This is a genomic window from Staphylococcus sp. 11262D007BW (genome assembly GCF_053547815.1).
Map to the genome: position 1 here is coordinate 383,145 of NZ_JBPWPJ010000001.1, position 17,030 is coordinate 400,174.

The window sequence follows — 17,030 nt, forward strand, 5'->3', positions numbered from 1 at the left end:
TTAGAACCCGTCGAGTATAGTGTTCTAACATTCACCATTATTTTTTACCTCGTATTAATGTATGACTTGATTGAGATATTCTGTAATTTCATTACCTTCGTCTTCGCTCACACCTAGAATATAGGCAATATACCCTTCTTCCTCAAGGTCATCTGTACCTATAATTCCAAATTTGTTTGTTTGTGTGTTAAGCACAAGTGTTTTTCCATAATGACGATCTGTTTGAATTAAAACAAGATCGTATCGACTATGTTCACCTACAAATCCAACAAAACGAATTTGTGATGGCTCAATATCATCGTATAAAAACATATCTATCATAATGTATGACTCCTTCAACATCGTACTATGGCAAGTATATCTATAAATGAAGTGACATGCAAAATTATGATATGATAAAAGGGAATAGGGGTGAACGTCATGTATTTTGTAAACAAAGATCAACTATCTAAAAAGTTAACGTATTTACAACAGTTAACGGAAGATTATGCACGTGTAAAAGAAAATCATTATGCTTTTGAACGTGTAGCACAGATGTTAATTGAATCATCTGTTGATATCGGTAATATGATTATAGATGCTTTTATTTTAAGAGACCCTGGTAACTATAAAGATGTTATTGATATATTGGCGTTAGAAGGGGCAATCTCTGAAGAAACACAACATAAAGTTAATGAAACAGTCGAAGTACGTCGACAATTTGTACACTTATACGACACTTTAGACTCAGAAGCATTAAAACCATTGTTTGATCAGGCCATTCCGTTTTATAAGCAATTTGTTCAAGAAGTGGTTCAATTTTTAGAAACTGAAAATGTACCTGTGACAGCCTTTGGTAAAGGAGGAGAAGAAAAGGAATGAAACAATATAAAGGTTATTTAATAGATTTAGATGGAACAATGTATAAAGGTAGCCAATCTATTCCAGGTGCGGCTGAATTTATTCAATATTTAAATGACCAAGATATTCCACATTTATTTGTGACGAATAATTCTACAAAAGCACCGGAAGATGTAGTAGAAAAACTAGCTTCAGTAGATGTCGTTGCTCAACCAGAAGAAGTGATTACGTCTGCGATGGCTACAGCAGATTATATTAGTGAAAATCATCCTGGTGCCTCTATTTACATGATAGGGGATAATGGTTTAAAAACAGCTCTAACTGATAAAGGTTTGACGGTCAAAGACGATACTGAAGTCGACTTTGTTGTCGTAGGTTTAGATGAGTCTGTTGATTATGAAAAGTTATCAAAAGCGACATTAGCTGTTCAGCATGGTGCAACATTTATTTCTACTAATCCAGATCCTACGATTCCTAAAGAGCAAGGCTTTTTACCTGGTAATGGTTCAATTACAAGTGTGATTACTGTATCTGTTAATCAAAATCCAACATTTATTGGTAAACCAGAAAAGCCGATTATGCAAAAAGCATTAGACGTGTTGCAATTAGACCAAAAAGATGTAGCGATGATAGGGGATTTATACGATACTGATATTATGTCTGGTATTAACTTAGGTGTGGATACCATTCATGTCCAAACAGGTGTGACTTCAAAAGAGGAAGCGATGTCTAAAGCACAACCTCCAACTTATAGTGTGGAAAATTTAAATGAACTGCGTCAACTTCTTAACGAAAGAGAGTGAGCAACATGGAACGAATTTTAGTAACTAGACGTATCCCTCAAAAATGGATAGAACGTTTAGAAACATTTGGAGAAGTAGAAATGTGGGATCACGAACTTACGCCGATGCCACATGAAAAATTTTTAGAATCAGCGCAAGATAAAACAGCCTTACTCGTGACATTAAGTGAAACGATTGATGATACATTATTAAGGCAAGCACCCAATTTGAAAATTGTCGCAAATATGGCGGTTGGTTATGACAATATTGATTTAAACGCAACGGACTATCATCAAGTACACGTCTCTAACACACCTCACGTATTGACTGAGACAACAGCGGAACTTGGTTTTAGTTTAATGTTGGCAATTTCGCGTCGCATTGTAGAAGCTGAAAAATATGTTCAGGAAGGTCAATGGGAAAGTTGGGGACCGTATTTATTAGCTGGAAAAGATGTGTACCGTTCTAAAGTTGGTATTTTTGGAATGGGTGAAATTGGTAGAGCGTTTGCGCGTCGATTAAAAGGGTTTAATGCGGACATTCTCTATCATAATCGCTCACATAATCTAAAAGCAGAACATGAGCTTGGCGCATTTTATACGTCGTTCGATACAATGATTAAAGAAAGTGATTTTGTCGTATGTACTGCACCTTCTACGCCAGAAACTCAAAATAAGTTTGACAAAGAAGTCTTTAAGAAAATGAGAAAAGATGCCTTTTTTATTAATATAGGTAGAGGCGATTTAGTGGTGGAAGAAGACTTAATTGAAGCACTAGAAGAAGGAGAAATTGCAGGTTGTGCATTGGATGTGGTACGTGATGAACCGATACGTTCTGACCATCCATTATTAAAAATGCCAAATGTCATTGTAACGCCACATATTGGAAGTGCGACAGTACTAACACGAGATCAAATGATTCAAGCATGTATTCTTAACATTTGCGATGTTTTCCATGGTGACACACCACGTAATCAAGTTGTGAAGTAATTCTAATTTGCATATAAAACAAGAAGAGGTTGGAACATAAAGCGTTATTCCTTAATGTTCCAACCTCTGTTTTATCTAGTATTGCTCATTATTAACTTATTTTCATTAGTAGCACATTTATAATGATGTATAGTTAAAAGACCTGTTCTACTTCAACTACGCCTGGTACTTCTTCAACGAGTGCACGTTCAATACCAGCTTTGAGAGTGATTGTACTACTTGGGCATGTCCCACAAGCGCCTAATAATTGAAGTTTAACGATACCATCTTCTACGTCAACGAGTTCACAGTCGCCTCCGTCACGTAATAAGAATGGACGTAACTTTTCAATGACTTCCGCAACTTGATCATACATTGTTGCATTTTCAGTTGGCATGTGAAATGCCTCCTTTCGAGTTAAATGGTTCATTATTTACCTATTTATCTATTATAATAGATGTGAGTTAAAAAATCTATTTTACAGGTTAGGAGGATTTGAAATGCCAAAAATTAGTGTTGTTGTTTACGGAGCTGAAGTAGTCTGTGCAAGTTGTGTTAATGCACCAAGTTCAGAAAACACGTATGATTGGTTACAAACATTATTGCCACGTAAATATCCAAATATTGATTTTGAGTACACATATATTGATATTGAAAAGGATACAGACAATTTATCAGACCATGATATGCAATTCATTGAAAGAATTCAAGAAGACGAATTGTTCTATCCTTTAGTTACAATGAACGATGAATATGTGAAAGATGGATATGTTCAATTACCACCGATTAAGCGATTTATTGAACAACATTTTCCGTCAGAAGCGTAATAGAAGTTTAAGAATGTTTTATAAAAATAACGGGGCCGCACATATTGGTTTATGTGAGCCCCGATTGTTTTAACCATTGTGATGTTTATAAAGCCATAGTACCCCAGATTTGAGGATTGATGCTAAACGCCCAGTTACAGTTGTATCCATAAGGTAGGCGAATCCTTTTTTCTCACCTAATGAACCTAAGAAACCTTGAATTTTAATTTCAGGCATTTTCTCTGGTAGCGGTTCATCAGCCCATTGTTTTTTTAATACCATTGCAATTTGGTCAGCTTGTTCTTCAGCTAATTGCGCACTAGGTGCATGTGGTAAGTTAGCGCAATCACCCACTACATACACATTTGGATATGTTGGGATTTGGTGGTATTGGTTTACCATCACACGATTGCTACGACTCAAATCTACTGGTAAATTACGCACGATTTCAACTGGTTGGATACCTGCAGTCCAGACGATTAAATCGTGTTCATTTTTAGTTTCTTTGTTATATAAAACACCAGGTTCAACTTTGACGATATTTGAGTTAGGTACGACAGTTACATCGTTTTTATCGAACCATTTTTTAACATAATTACTAAGTTTTTCTGGAAATTGATTCAAAATGCGATCGCCACGATCATATAAAAAGATTTGTAAATCACTGCGACTCTCGCGTAAGGCACTTGCAAGTTCAATACCACTCAATCCAGCACCTACAATACCCACTTGAGCATTTTGAGGTAAGTTGCAAATATCATGATATGTTTGGCGTGCACTTGATAATGTTTGAATGCTATATGTATGAACATCAGCACCGGGTACATTATGATATTTATCTTCACAACCAAGTCCGATAACAAGTTCATCATAGTCTACACGTGTTTGACCTACAGAGATAATTTGTTGATCTAAATCGATATCTGTAATTTCTCCATAGACTGTATTAATTCGTGAGTCTTTTGGAAATGAAACACGTACTTCTTTGTCAGATTTTGACCCAGCGGCTAGCGCGTAAAATTCTGTTTTTAGCCCATGATAAGGCATACGATCGATTAAGGTAACGTTATAATCATCTGGGAGCGCATCTGGAAGTATTTTAGATAAAATACGCATATTTCCATAACCGCCACCTAATAATACTAAGTTCTTCATTCTAAAATTCCCCTTTAGCTACAAAAATTATAAATCGACTGCACGCTATTTAATGGTATCTAACTTTGGTAAAAGGGAGACTGTGAATTTGTTCAATTTCCTATGTCATAGCCCCTTTATTTCACATAGCATGACTTTCAACAAATGAAAGACTTAATTAAGCGAAGTATACCCCTATCTTCTCTACGTGCGACATTCAAATGTGAATAAAAAATGTCTCTTTAATAATTATAGACCTTTTTTAAAGGGCTTACAAATAAACTTAAAAAAATATAGTAAAGACAACGATATATTATTCGCTCTGAGTTGTTAGTATGATGGGAACAAATTTGTTATAATGAGACTATTAAAAGGATAAGAGGGTGTAAAATGAATCCGATTGTCGAATTTTGTATTTCTAATATGGCTAGAGGTTCTGAATCAGTTTACCAAACGTTAGATGAAGATCCGAATGTCGATGTATTAGACTATGGATGCCTTCAAAATTGTGGCATCTGTTCAGCAGGATTGTATGCTTTAGTTAATGGTGATTTAGTTGAAGGTGAAACACCTGACGAATTACTTCAAAATATATATGCACATATCGAAGAAACTTGGATTTTTTAAGGAGGAATTTATAATGCCAACAGTAATTGTAACTGAAGGAGCAGCATATGAAGTTAAAGATATGTTAGAACAAAATGATATGCCAGATGGTTATTTACGTGTCAAAGTTAACGGTGGAGGTTGCACTGGATTAACTTACGGAATGACTGCAGAGGAAGAACCAAGTGAAAACGATGAAGTATTAGAATATCATGGTTTAAAAGTACTTGTAGATAAAAAAGATGCGCCAATTTTAGACGGCACTACAATTGATTATAAACAATCATTAATGGGCGGCGGTTTCCAAATTGACAACCCTAATGCGATTGCATCTTGCGGTTGCGGCAGCTCATTTAAAACAGCAAAAGTATCTGGTACGCCAGAAGAATGTTAATTAAAACAGGATAATAATCGAGGTGGAACATGAAATCAAATGGATTTCTGTTCCACTTTTATTTTTGAAATATAACTATAAATGCTTTATAATTAAAACGTTTTCAATTTATAGTTTAGTATGAATAAAAAGCGAGACAAGTGACTTTAAGCTTATAAGAATATCTAGGAAGAAATCTTATATTCGCTTGAATTCATAGTTGAAAAACTATAAACTAATAGAGGACTGTATTTTATTAATTTGTGTAGGCAAAACATGATGTGGGTATACAGTATATAAAGTGAATTGCAGAATAATATTTTAAGAAAGAATAGGTGAATTCAAATGGCAGAACGTAAAAAAGTACTCGTTTTAGGTGCGGGATATGCAGGTTTACAAACAGTAAGTAAACTTCAAAAGCAACTATCTGCAGAAGATGCAGAAATTACGTTAGTGAACAAAAATGATTATCACTATGAAGCAACTTGGTTACATGAAGCTTCAGCTGGTACAATCAGCTATGAAGATTTATTATATCCAATCGAAAGTGTCTTAAAAAGTCATGTAAACTTTGTACGTGCGGAAGTAACAAAAATCGATCGCAACGCTAAAAAAGTTGAAACAACAAAAGGCGTATTTGACTTTGACATTTTAGTTGTTGCATTAGGATTTGAATCAGAAACATTTGGTATTGATGGTATGAAAGATCATGCATTCCAAATTGAAAACGTACATACTGCTCGAAACATTTCACGTCATCTTGAAGACAAATTCGCAAACTACGCAGCAACTAAAGATAAAGACGATAAAGACTTAGCTATCTTAGTAGGTGGCGCAGGATTCACAGGTATTGAATTATTAGGAGAATTAACAGATCGTATTCCTGAATTAGCTAATAAATATGGCGTAGAAAGAAGCAAAGTTAAAATTACTTGTGTAGAAGCAGCGCCAAAAATGTTACCAATGTTCTCTGATCAATTAGTAAATCATGCAGTGAGCTACTTAGAAGAACGTGGTGTAGAATTTAAAGTGGGTACACCAATCGTTGCTGCAAATGAAAAAGGATTTGTTGTTAAAATTAACGACAAAGAAGAACAACTTGAAGCAAACACAGTAATCTGGGCTGCAGGTGTACGCGGAAGTGAATTAATGGAAAAATCATTTGAAGGCGTAAAACGTGGCCGTATTGTTACAAACCAAGATTTAACAATTGATGGTTACGAAGATATCTTCGTTATTGGTGACGTTTCAGCATTTATTCCTGAAGGTGAAGAACGTCCATTACCAACAACAGCACAAATTGCAATGCAACAAGGTGAACATACTGCTAAAAACATTAAACATATCTTAGATGGTGAAGTACCAGAGGACTTCCATTACATCGACCGTGGTACAGTATGCTCATTAGGTGCTCATGATGGTATCGGTGAAGTATATGGCCGTGAAATCACTGGTAAAAAAGCAGCATTCATGAAACGCGTTATCGATACACGTGCAATCTTCAAAATCGGTGGCGTAGGCTTAGCATTCAAAAAAGGTAAATTTTTATAAGTCGAATAGATTTTAATGAAACATTTTTAACGGTTGGTGAATGATTCACTGACCGTTATTTTTATAGTAAAAGGAGTGTTAATGATGTCTAATCACAAAAATGAACGTGTACTCGTTGTGGGCATACCAGAGCATTTATCACAATATATTGAGTCTATTAAGCAAGACACGGCTTTATATGAGGCATTAAATGAACTAAAGCAGTGGCATGTGATTTCGTCACACCTCGGTCGTATTAGTCAAGCAGTAATGGAAATGAATCAAACTAAGACACGCGTAGTTACTGTTGGATTAGGAAATATCAATCAATTGTCGACGAAAGATTATTTAAAAATATGGGGTAAACTCTTTCAATTTTTAAAAGCAGAACCTATTTCATATATTCATATTAAACAGGATACCTTTTTAGCGAAATCAGTAAGTGAGGATGCCATATTTAAAACAATGGGGCTTCAAACTTACCAATCAATTTATCAATATGATTCATATCGTTCAGATAAAACAGCACCGTATCAATGTGATATGACATTTGATGAAACAATGACTACCGAAATGCAGGAGGCTTTTGAGACTGGTAAAGCAATAGGGCGAGCGTTAAATTTTGCTCGAGATTTAGGAAATACACCGCCTAATGTAATGACACCAGCTTATTTTAGTGAATCTGTTGATGAGCATTTTCAAAATACAAACGTTACAGTAGATGTTAAAGATGAGGTTATGTTACAAGAAGAAGGCTTCGGATTGATTCATGCAGTAGGTAAGGGATCGGTTAATCCACCTAGATTGATGACATTAACGTATCAAGGTGATCCAAGTCATGAAGATGAAGTGATTGCCCTTGTGGGTAAAGGGATTACTTATGATTCAGGAGGCTATTCCATTAAATCTAAGAATGGTATGCCAACGATGAAATACGATATGTGTGGCGCAGCAAATGTAGTTGGGATGGTAGATGCTATTCAAGAGTTAGGTCTTAAAGTGAATGTAGTAGCAGTGATTGCCGCAGCTGAAAATATGATTGCGAATAATGCTATGAAACCAGATGATGTTTTTATTGCATTAAGTGGTGATTCTGTTGAAGTTCCAAATACAGATGCGGAAGGTCGTTTAGTATTAGGTGACGCTTCATACTATGCCAACCTTTTCAAACCATCGATGATTATGGATTTTGCGACGTTAACTGGCGCAGCGATTGTAGCCTTAGGGGAAGATAAAGCAGCAGTATTTAATAAAAATGTTGAACATGCTACGCTACAATCTATTCTCTCTTTAACAGAAGAAACAGATGAGCAAGTGTTTGAATTGCCAATTACAGCGACAGAACGTCGAAATGTAAAATCCTCTGATGTAGCAGATTTAACCAATCATGTTAATGCGCAAGGTAAGGCTTCGTTCGCAGCAGCATTTATTACACATTTTAGTGGGAATACGCCACATTTACACTTTGATATTGCAGGCCCAGCGACAACGAACAAAGCTTCTTTTAAAGGTCCAAAAGGTCCAACAGGTTATTTAATTCCAACGATAGTGGAATGGTTTATTCAACATTATTCATCATAAATGGACTATAAACTTCATAATAAGTAGAAGACTAGACTTGAGGTATCATTATTTTCTCAAGTCTGGTTTTTTGGGTTTAATCCGGCTGCAGAAAGCTGTCCCCTCAACAAAAAGCCCAGGGCGCATAAATTTGGAAAGCAATTTCTGCTTCCTGGGCGATTTTGCTCGGGGCCAAAACGCTTTCTTCCACACTTTTTTTGTGCCTATTGACTTTTGTGGTTAGAGTTGTTAGTATAACGATAACACTTTAGTTTGGTAGAGTATTAAAGGAGTCGATTGGATGAATGCAGTTGTTATTGCGGTTGTACTGATGATTATTTTATGTTTGTGTCGCTTAAATGTTGTTATTAGTTTGTTTATTAGTGCGCTTGTTGGCGGACTCGTGGCAGGTTTATCTTTAAGTGATACGATTTCTATTTTTACAGATAATATAGTCGATGGTTCGGAAGTTGCCTTAAGTTATGCGTTATTAGGGGGCTTTGCAGCGCTGATTTCATATAGTGGGATTACTGATTATTTAGTTAATCAGATTATCTACAAAATACGTGCTGAACAAAGTAAAACATCCCGTATTAAAGTAAAAGTGACGATTATTGTCAGCTTATTAATTTTAAGTATGATGAGTCAAAACGTCATTCCTGTACATATTGCATTTATTCCGATTGTTATCCCACCTTTAATTAGTTTATTTAATGAACTTCAAATGGATCGCCGTCTTATTGCGGTAATTATTGGCTTTGGCTTATGTTTTCCATATGTATTATTACCTTTTGGATTTGGACATATCTTCCAAGAAATTATTCAAAAAGGGTTTGATAAGGCAAATCATCCAATTGCATTCGATGATATATGGAAGGCAATGCTTGTGCCAGCCTCAGGTTATGTCATTGGATTAATTCTTGCGATAATTTATTATCGTAAACCAAGACGTTATCAAGATATTCAAATGACAGATAAAACCACAACGACTGAATTAAAACCTTATGTCTTAGTTGTAACGTTAGTGGCTATATTAGCTACGTTTATTGTTCAAACAATGACAGATTCAATGATATTTGGTGCGTTGGCAGGGGTTCTTGTTTTCTTCATTTCCGGTGCATACACTTGGCGAAACTTGGATGACCAATTTATAGATGGTATTAAAATTATGGCCTATATTGGTGTGGTCATCTTAACGGCCAATGGTTTTGCTGGTGTGATGAATGAGACGGGTGATATCGAAAACCTAGTACAAGGGCTAACATCCATTGCAGGAGATAATAAATTATTTAGTATTATTTTAATGTATATCATTGGTTTAATTGTGACATTAGGTATCGGTTCGTCATTTGCCACTATTCCAATTATTGCTGCGCTATTTATTCCGTTTGGTGAATTTATGGGAATGAGTACAATGGCCTTAATTGCTTTAATTGGTACAGCGAGTGCGCTAGGTGATTCAGGGTCACCAGCGAGTGATTCTACATTGGCGCCAACAGCTGGTTTAAATGTGGATGGACAACACGATCATATTCGAGATACATGTATACCTAATTTTGTCTTTTATAATATCCCTCTTATCATTATGGGTACAATTGCTGGACTTATATTATAATGATTAGTAAAAGGGGGGGAAGCGATGTGACAAATTTAGTTGAACTGCTAGAAATGAAAATAGTTGAACAACGTGATGGTTATTTAAAAATGTCAATGCCCGTAACTGATAAAGTGAAACAACCTTTTGGCTATTTACATGGCGGTGCTACAATGGCGTTAGGAGAAACGGCTTGTTCGATTGGCTCTAGTCATTTAGTTGATACTTCACAGGAAATTCCAGTGGGCTTAGAAATGAACGCGAATCATATTAAGTCTGCACGCGATGGTATGGTTTATGCTATTGCAACCATTATCCATCAAGGACGTACGACACATGTGTGGGAGATTCGTATAGTAGACGAAAAAGATCAGTTAATTAGTGTGATGCGCGGAACTATCGCGATAAAAGCGATTAACTCATAAAATTATAAATAAACAATCGTAATGGCTCTTCGGTTAGAAGAGCCATTATTTTAATTGAAGGTGTAAAATAGGATAATCACGTCCTTGTCCATCTTTTGAAGATTCATCATATACTTCAAAGCCGTTTTTAACATAAAACTGAAGTGCGCGATGATTGTCTTTATTCACATCCACATATTGAATAGTGTCATCTTGAATAAGTGACTGAAGAATAGACGTGCCATATCCTTTTCGAAAATATTTAGGGTCTATGAACAACATTTCTAAATGATTATCATTAGTACCTGAGAATCCGATGATGTCTTTGTCATCGAACCATAAAAAAGCTTTTACATATTTAAAATAAGTGGGTATCTCATTTTTTAATTCTAATCGATCGCTTTCTTTTAGAAAATCATGTGTAGCCATAACAGACGCTTCCCATAGGTTTAAAGCCTTTGGATAATCTTTCGTTTGAAGTGGTATTTTAGAAAGAGTCATCATTTCATCTCCTTTAATATCTCATTTTAAAAGCCGCAAAATCACTGATTTGGATTTTGCGGCTTGAATAATTATAATTTTTTGCTATCTAAATCTTCTTTGACTTCATCTAACTTCATTCGTTTAGAAGCGGGCGTTTTTAGGTTATAAGCTGCCTTTAAGATAAGGTGGCTTGATAATGGACCAGTTAAGAATATGAAAGCAATCCCTATTAATAATTGAAAGTTCACATAGCCTTCCTTACCAATAAAATAGATGAAGGTACCTGTGAGTAATAACATCGTACCAAGTGTTGAGGCTTTCCCTGCTGCATGGGCACGTGAATAAACATCATCTAAACGTAACATTCCAATTGCTGCTAATGCACTAAATAAGGCGCCGATGATTACTAGAATTAATCCAATACTAATCACTATGGTTTCTGTCATGTTCAATCACCTGACCTTTATCCATAAATTTAGCGAAAACAGCTGTTCCTAAAAAGGCTAGAATTCCAATTAATAATATAGCTACAATCATGTAATGTGTACCTAAAATAATTGAGAATAAGCCAACAATGGCCATTAGTTGAATACCGATAGCATCTAAAGCGACGACGCGATCAGGTAAACTAGGACCAATAATAGCACGAACAAGCATTGCGAGAATGGATAGTACTACAATAATTAGAGCTATAAAGATTATAATATCTAAATTCATGATTTTTCACCCACTTCTCTAACCGCTTTTTCTAGTGAAGATTTAATACTTTCTACTTCTTCCTCTTTTGACGAAAAGTCTAAACAGTGAATATATAATCGTTTCATATCATCATTAACACCAATAACGACTGTTCCTGGTGTCAATGTGATTAAGTTAGATAATAATGCGACTTGCCATTTATTATTTAAATCAGTGTGATACACGAAAAAAGCAGATTCGTTTTTCATGTGAGGATTAAGAATAATACGCAATACATCAATATTCGCTTTAATCAATTCTACTAAGAATACAATGATTAATTTAATGATTTTATATAATGTAATGACGTAAAAGCGCCCAGGCAAAATTTTACGCATTAAAAAGACAAGTAACATTGCGAATAAGTAACCTAATACGAAAGAATTCATCGTATAACTATCAGATAAAAACAGCCAAAATACTGCTAAAAAGATATTGATTACAATTTGTACTGCCATATTATTTCACCCCCAATACGCTTTGGATGTAAGTATCTGGTTGATAGAATGATTTCGCTGCTTCTTCAATGATTGGGTAAAGTTGACCTGCACCTAATCCAAAAGCAACAGAAATGACTACAGAAAGAATAGCGACTGCGAGTAAACCGCGATGATGTAATCGTCTGTTATAAACATAGCCATAACTTTTGCCGAAAAAGCCGCTTAAGAAAATTTTAATCACAGAAAAGAGTACAATTAAGCTAGATATTAATACGATAATACCGCTAACATAGAAACCTTCACTAAATGCGGATTGTACAATGTACATCTTACCGTAAAAACCACTTAACGGTGGAATACCAGCTAAACTTAACGCTGCGATAAAAAATGTCCATCCTAATACAGGATAATGATTGATTAAACCACCAAACTTACGAAGGTCTGTGGTTTTAGTGATTTTATACATAATCCCAATTAAGAAGAATAATGCAGCTTTAATTAACATGTCATGTAACGTATAGTAAATCGCACCAATGACGCCTGTTTCATTCATCATTGAGACACCGACTAAAATGACACCAACCGCAATCATAATATTATATAGAATGATCCGTTTTGTATCACGATAGCCAATTGCTCCGATAGAACCAAAGATGATGGTTAACAGAGCGAGTGCTAAGATTGTGTAATGCGAAAATGTGAGTGTATCGTGAAAGAATAAACTCATTGTACGTAAAATCGCATAGACACCCACTTTTGTAAGTAATGCCCCAAAAAATGCAATGATCGCAAATGGGGGTGCATAATAAGCACCTGGCAACCATACATACATTGGGAAGGCACCTGCTTTAGTTGCAAATACAAAGATGAATAAAATAAAGACAACACTAATAAGTCCAGGATGTTCATTACCAAGAATATCTAATTTTTTACTGATATCTGCCATATTTAAAGTGCCGACGACAGAATACAAAATTCCGACACCCATTACGAAAAAGGCAGAAGATACTACATTGACGAGTAAGTATTTTACACTTTCTTGAAGTTGAATTTTCGTCCCGCCAATAACCATTAAACCGTAAGAAGCCATTAAGAAAACTTCAAAGAATACGAACAGGTTAAAAATATCGCCTGTAATAAACGCACCATTAATACCTGTCAACATAAACATGACAGTGAAGTAGTAATAGTAGGTTTCACGATGTAAACCGATCGACTGGTACGAAAATAAAATAATCAATAGTGTAATAATGACACTCGTCGTAACGAGTAATGCACTGAATAAATCGACGACAAATACAATACTGTAAGGTGCATCCCAAGAACCGAGTTCTAAGGTAAGGGGATGACCGAGTCGCCAAACATTTACTAAATTAATGATTGCAAAAATCAATGTAATGATTGTTCCGGTTAATGCGATAAAACGTTTGATATAAGGACGTAAACCACTAAAGATGAGTAAAATGGCTGTGATTACCGGTACAACTAATACCATAATGATTAAGTTTTCATTCATCATCATCTTGTGGCACTCCCTTCATACGTTCTACGTTGTCGGTACCTAATTCTTTGTAGCTTCTGAATGCAAGTACTAAGAAAAAGGCTGTGACTGCGAAAGAAATAACAATCGCAGTTAAAATTAATGCTTGTGGAATGGGATCGACGTAATTGGTAACACCTTCAACATAAATAGGCACGTTACCATTTTTAAGGCCACCCATCGTTAACATGAATAAGTTTGCGGCATGTGACAATAATGTTGTACCAATAATAATGCGAATCAAACTCTTGGACAGAATGAGATAAACACTAATGGAGGTCAAGATGCCACATACGACAATCAATAATATTTCCATTATTTATTCTCTCCAATCGTTAAGATAATTGTCAAAACAGTGCCTACAACGACAAATAATACACCCGTATCAAATAGAACCGCAGTGTGTAAATGCATTGGTTCTAAGAAGGGGAGGGGGATTTCAAATGAACGATGTGTAAAGAAGTTTTTATCATAAAACCAACTTAACATCGGCGCGCCTACACAAAATGTAAGGCCTAAAGCAATCAGCTTTTTAAAATCCCATGGAAAAACTTTAGTTAATGTTTTCACGTCAAATGCAACTGCGATAATAACGAGCGCACTTGAAACGAGTAAACCACCAATAAAGCCGCCCCCAGGTGTGTAATGTCCGGCTAAAAAGAGTGAGAAACCGAACATCATTATTAAGAAAAAGATAATGACTGAAGAATACTGTGCGATTAAATCATTTTTCTGTCTGTTCAACTTTCTCAACCCTTTCATAACCATTTTTATGTTTGGCACGTAATTTAATGAGTGTGTAAATACCCATACCAGCAATACCTAATACAGATGATTCGAATAATGTATCGGTACCACGGAAGTCTACGAGAATAACGTTAACCATATTTTTACCTTCAGCTAAATCATAAACGTGTTCTTTATAGAATGCACTGATTGAGTCGAAATGACGATTACCGTAGCCGATTAGACCTAATACGATAACCACTAAACCGACACCAATCGAAATGATGATATTACCAACTTTATGTGTGATACTTTCGTTGTAACGACTGATGTTTGGTAAGTGATAAAAACACAGTAAAAACAATGCAGTAGAAATGGTTTCAACAACAAATTGTGTTAATGCTAAGTCAGGTGCATTAAAGAATATAAAGAAGATTGCCATTGAATAACCGACTGCACTTAACATGATAATGCTGAACAATCTTGAACGTGCAAAGAGAATAACCACTGCTGCAATTGTTATGGTAATAACAGAAATGGCTTCGTAAGTACGAACAGGTGAGACATTTTCTAAATCAATCGTAAATGGTACAAAGATGAGTGTTACTGCGGTCAGTAAAATCATCATAAAGAATATAATCACAAGATTGTTACGATTATAGCCTGTCATGTACGTACGTGTAATTTGAGTAGCATAATAAGGTGAATAACGCCCAGTTTGGTTATACCAATAATTCAGTGTTAACACTTCTGGAATCCGTCTTAGTACGCCAACCCAATGTTTTGCTGTAAAGAATAAAATGATACCTATTATATAAATAGTGATTGTTGCGATAAAGGCTGGTGTCACACCATGCCATAAAGAGAATTCTGCTTCGATAGCAGTTTCACCTGAAATGGCGCGCGCTGCTGGTTCAACGAGTGGTCCTGAAACCAATCCTGGGAATAAACCAAGTACCACTACGATAATCGCTAAAATAATAGGTGGTATATTCATTAAAAATGGGGCTTCATGTGCTTTATTAGGTAAAGCATCTGGTTTGTGCTCCCCAAAAAAGATTTCGTAAATAAATTTAAGTGAATATACGAATGTAAATATACTACCTACAATTGCAATAATTGGGAATAAAATACCCAATGTATCTAAGCTAAATAGCGGCGCATGAGTCACTTCAATCATTGATTCTAAAAAGGCTTCTTTAGAAAGGAAACCGTTAAATGGCGGAATACCTGCCATACTTAACGCAGTAACGATTGATAATGTAAACGAGATTGGCATAATGGTCATTAAGCCACCTAATTTTTTAATATCTCGAGTACCAGTCTCATGGTCTACTGCTCCGGTAATCATAAAGAGTGCCCCTTTAAAGGAAGCATGGTTAATTAAATGGAACATTGCTGCTGTGAACGCTGCAACATATAACTGACTATCACTACCTTGGAAATGATAGCTTACGGCACCAATACCAAGCATAGACATAATCATTCCAAGTTGAGACACGGTTGAAAAGGCGAGAATACCTTTTAAATCCGTTTGTTTTGTCGCATTCAGTGATGCCCAGAACAATGTAATTAATCCAAATAAAGTAACGGTCCATATCCAACCTTGAGACACCGCAAAAATTGGTGTCATACGTGCGATAAGATAAATCCCTGCTTTAACCATTGTGGCAGAGTGTAGATACGCACTGACTGGTGTTGGTGCTTCCATTGCATCTGGTAACCATATGTAAAATGGAAATTGCGCAGATTTTGTCATCGCGCCAACAATAATTAATATCATTGCAAAAATAAAGAGCGGTGATGACTGTACAGTGCTTACTTTGTCGATGATTGTTTGAATACTCCAACTATCGGATGCAATATGAAGTAAGATGAAACCACCTAAAATGGATAAACCACCAAAAACGGTAATCATCATAGATTTTAATGCACCATATATTGATTTCTCTTTATGACGCCAAAAGGAAATTAATAAGAAACTTGAGAACGATGTTAATTCCCAAAAGAAATATAAAACAAGTAAATTGTCAGAAAGTACAACACCTAACATGGCGCTCATAAAAATTAATAGGTAACAATAAAAATTCCCTAATTGTTCTTCATGACTTAAATAACTAATAGAATATAAAACGACTAAACTTCCGATACCTGTAATTAACAGAGCGAATAATAACCCTAATCCATCAACATACAAATCAAAATTCATGCCAATTTGTGGCATCCATGCAAAAGATTGTTTTGTATCTTGACCGGACATTATAGGGCCTATATAAGTTGTAAAATATATTAACAATACTACTGGAATCGGTAATACAAACCAGCCAAGATGTATACGTTTATAAAAACGATACAAGATGGGGAGTAGTATTGAAAATATTAACGGTAAAATGACCGCTATATGTAACCAACTCATAGCTTGTCCTCCTTTAAAAAACTCCGATAATATCATTATACATGAATATGAATGTTCTGGAAAACGGGCAAGCGTCATGTTTTACCTTCA

The 17,030-nt window shown here is 35.4% G+C and carries 21 protein-coding genes; 10 read left to right on the forward strand and 11 right to left on the reverse strand.

The window, feature by feature from the left end; genetic code table 11:
• Positions 1-54: 54 nt before the first annotated feature.
• Positions 55-321 carry a DUF3055 domain-containing protein gene (locus tag ACEE93_RS01960; protein WP_449154672.1) on the reverse strand — a complete coding sequence of 89 codons (267 nt, stop codon included), beginning with the start codon at positions 319-321 and terminating at the stop codon, positions 55-57.
• 99 nt (positions 322-420) lie between these two features.
• On the opposite strand from ACEE93_RS01960, the gene ACEE93_RS01965 reads away from it, so the two are divergent.
• The 3 genes from ACEE93_RS01965 to ACEE93_RS01975 are packed head-to-tail and all read left to right on the forward strand — an operon-like array spanning position 421 to position 2,611.
• Positions 421-861 (forward strand): DUF86 domain-containing protein, encoded by a 441-nt coding sequence (locus tag ACEE93_RS01965; protein ID WP_449154673.1) that lies wholly within the window; start codon positions 421-423, stop codon positions 859-861.
• Positions 858-1,643 (forward strand): TIGR01457 family HAD-type hydrolase, encoded by a 786-nt coding sequence (locus tag ACEE93_RS01970; RefSeq protein ID WP_449154674.1) that lies wholly within the window; start codon positions 858-860, stop codon positions 1,641-1,643. The genes ACEE93_RS01965 and ACEE93_RS01970 overlap by 4 nt, the downstream gene beginning before the upstream one ends.
• A gap of 5 nt (positions 1,644-1,648) precedes the next feature.
• Complete coding sequence (locus ACEE93_RS01975; RefSeq protein ID WP_449154675.1) at positions 1,649-2,611, forward strand: 2-hydroxyacid dehydrogenase; 963 nt, start codon at positions 1,649-1,651, stop codon at positions 2,609-2,611.
• A 133-nt stretch (positions 2,612-2,744) separates the two neighbouring features.
• Here the strand turns inward: ACEE93_RS01975 and ACEE93_RS01980 are convergent, their stop codons facing one another.
• Positions 2,745-2,987: a NifU family protein gene (locus tag ACEE93_RS01980; RefSeq protein WP_014614429.1), complete on the reverse strand. Its 243-nt coding sequence runs from the start codon at positions 2,985-2,987 to the stop codon at positions 2,745-2,747.
• 103 nt (positions 2,988-3,090) lie between these two features.
• On the opposite strand from ACEE93_RS01980, the gene ACEE93_RS01985 reads away from it, so the two are divergent.
• The gene (locus ACEE93_RS01985) at positions 3,091-3,417 is read left to right on the forward strand and encodes a YuzD family protein (protein ID WP_449154676.1); all 327 of its coding nucleotides are present in this window, start codon (positions 3,091-3,093) and stop codon (positions 3,415-3,417) included.
• A gap of 69 nt (positions 3,418-3,486) precedes the next feature.
• Here ACEE93_RS01985 and ACEE93_RS01990 read toward each other — a convergent pair whose 3' ends face one another.
• Positions 3,487-4,551: an NAD(P)/FAD-dependent oxidoreductase gene (locus ACEE93_RS01990; RefSeq protein ID WP_449154677.1), complete on the reverse strand. Its 1,065-nt coding sequence runs from the start codon at positions 4,549-4,551 to the stop codon at positions 3,487-3,489.
• A gap of 369 nt (positions 4,552-4,920) precedes the next feature.
• Between ACEE93_RS01990 and ACEE93_RS01995 the strand changes: the two genes are divergently transcribed.
• From ACEE93_RS01995 to ACEE93_RS02020, 6 genes are all read left to right on the forward strand, one after another.
• Positions 4,921-5,157, forward strand: a complete 237-nt coding sequence (locus ACEE93_RS01995; RefSeq protein ID WP_449154678.1) for a YuzB family protein — start codon at positions 4,921-4,923, stop codon at positions 5,155-5,157.
• A 13-nt stretch (positions 5,158-5,170) separates the two neighbouring features.
• Positions 5,171-5,530 (forward strand): HesB/IscA family protein, encoded by a 360-nt coding sequence (locus tag ACEE93_RS02000; protein WP_449154679.1) that lies wholly within the window; start codon positions 5,171-5,173, stop codon positions 5,528-5,530.
• Positions 5,531-5,854: 324 nt separating this feature from the next.
• Complete coding sequence (locus ACEE93_RS02005) at positions 5,855-7,060, forward strand: NAD(P)/FAD-dependent oxidoreductase (RefSeq protein ID WP_449154680.1); 1,206 nt, start codon at positions 5,855-5,857, stop codon at positions 7,058-7,060.
• Positions 7,061-7,144: 84 nt separating this feature from the next.
• Positions 7,145-8,620, forward strand: a complete 1,476-nt coding sequence (locus ACEE93_RS02010) for a M17 family metallopeptidase (RefSeq protein ID WP_449154681.1) — start codon at positions 7,145-7,147, stop codon at positions 8,618-8,620.
• Positions 8,621-8,900: 280 nt separating this feature from the next.
• A complete protein-coding gene (locus ACEE93_RS02015) occupies positions 8,901-10,214 on the forward strand; it encodes a Na+/H+ antiporter family protein (RefSeq protein WP_449154682.1) in 1,314 nt (437 codons plus the stop codon).
• Between the two features lie 26 nt (positions 10,215-10,240).
• Complete coding sequence (locus ACEE93_RS02020; protein WP_449154683.1) at positions 10,241-10,618, forward strand: PaaI family thioesterase; 378 nt, start codon at positions 10,241-10,243, stop codon at positions 10,616-10,618.
• Between the two features lie 45 nt (positions 10,619-10,663).
• On the opposite strand, the gene ACEE93_RS02025 is transcribed toward ACEE93_RS02020, so the two are convergent.
• The 8 genes from ACEE93_RS02025 to ACEE93_RS02060 form a co-directional block, all read right to left on the reverse strand.
• Positions 10,664-11,098 (reverse strand): GNAT family N-acetyltransferase, encoded by a 435-nt coding sequence (locus tag ACEE93_RS02025; protein WP_449154684.1) that lies wholly within the window; start codon positions 11,096-11,098, stop codon positions 10,664-10,666.
• A 71-nt stretch (positions 11,099-11,169) separates the two neighbouring features.
• Positions 11,170-11,526: a Na+/H+ antiporter subunit G1 gene (locus ACEE93_RS02030; protein WP_449154685.1), complete on the reverse strand. Its 357-nt coding sequence runs from the start codon at positions 11,524-11,526 to the stop codon at positions 11,170-11,172.
• Positions 11,504-11,797 carry a Na(+)/H(+) antiporter subunit F1 gene (locus ACEE93_RS02035; RefSeq protein ID WP_449154686.1) on the reverse strand — a complete coding sequence of 98 codons (294 nt, stop codon included), beginning with the start codon at positions 11,795-11,797 and terminating at the stop codon, positions 11,504-11,506. The genes ACEE93_RS02030 and ACEE93_RS02035 overlap by 23 nt, the downstream gene beginning before the upstream one ends.
• A complete protein-coding gene (locus ACEE93_RS02040; protein ID WP_449154687.1) occupies positions 11,794-12,276 on the reverse strand; it encodes a Na+/H+ antiporter subunit E in 483 nt (160 codons plus the stop codon). Before ACEE93_RS02040 ends, ACEE93_RS02035 begins: the two co-directional genes overlap by 4 nt.
• A 1-nt stretch (position 12,277) precedes the next feature.
• On the reverse strand, positions 12,278-13,777 hold the full coding sequence (locus tag ACEE93_RS02045) for a Na+/H+ antiporter subunit D (protein WP_449154824.1): 1,500 nt from the start codon (positions 13,775-13,777) through the stop codon (positions 12,278-12,280).
• Positions 13,767-14,114: a Na+/H+ antiporter Mnh1 subunit C gene (gene mnhC1 / locus ACEE93_RS02050; protein WP_449154688.1), complete on the reverse strand. Its 348-nt coding sequence runs from the start codon at positions 14,112-14,114 to the stop codon at positions 13,767-13,769. Before mnhC1 ends, ACEE93_RS02045 begins: the two co-directional genes overlap by 11 nt.
• A complete protein-coding gene (locus ACEE93_RS02055; protein WP_449154689.1) occupies positions 14,114-14,560 on the reverse strand; it encodes a Na(+)/H(+) antiporter subunit B in 447 nt (148 codons plus the stop codon). The genes mnhC1 and ACEE93_RS02055 overlap by 1 nt, the downstream gene beginning before the upstream one ends.
• Positions 14,523-16,940, reverse strand: a complete 2,418-nt coding sequence (locus ACEE93_RS02060) for a Na+/H+ antiporter subunit A (protein ID WP_449154690.1) — start codon at positions 16,938-16,940, stop codon at positions 14,523-14,525. Before ACEE93_RS02060 ends, ACEE93_RS02055 begins: the two co-directional genes overlap by 38 nt.
• Positions 16,941-17,030: the final 90 nt, after the last annotated feature.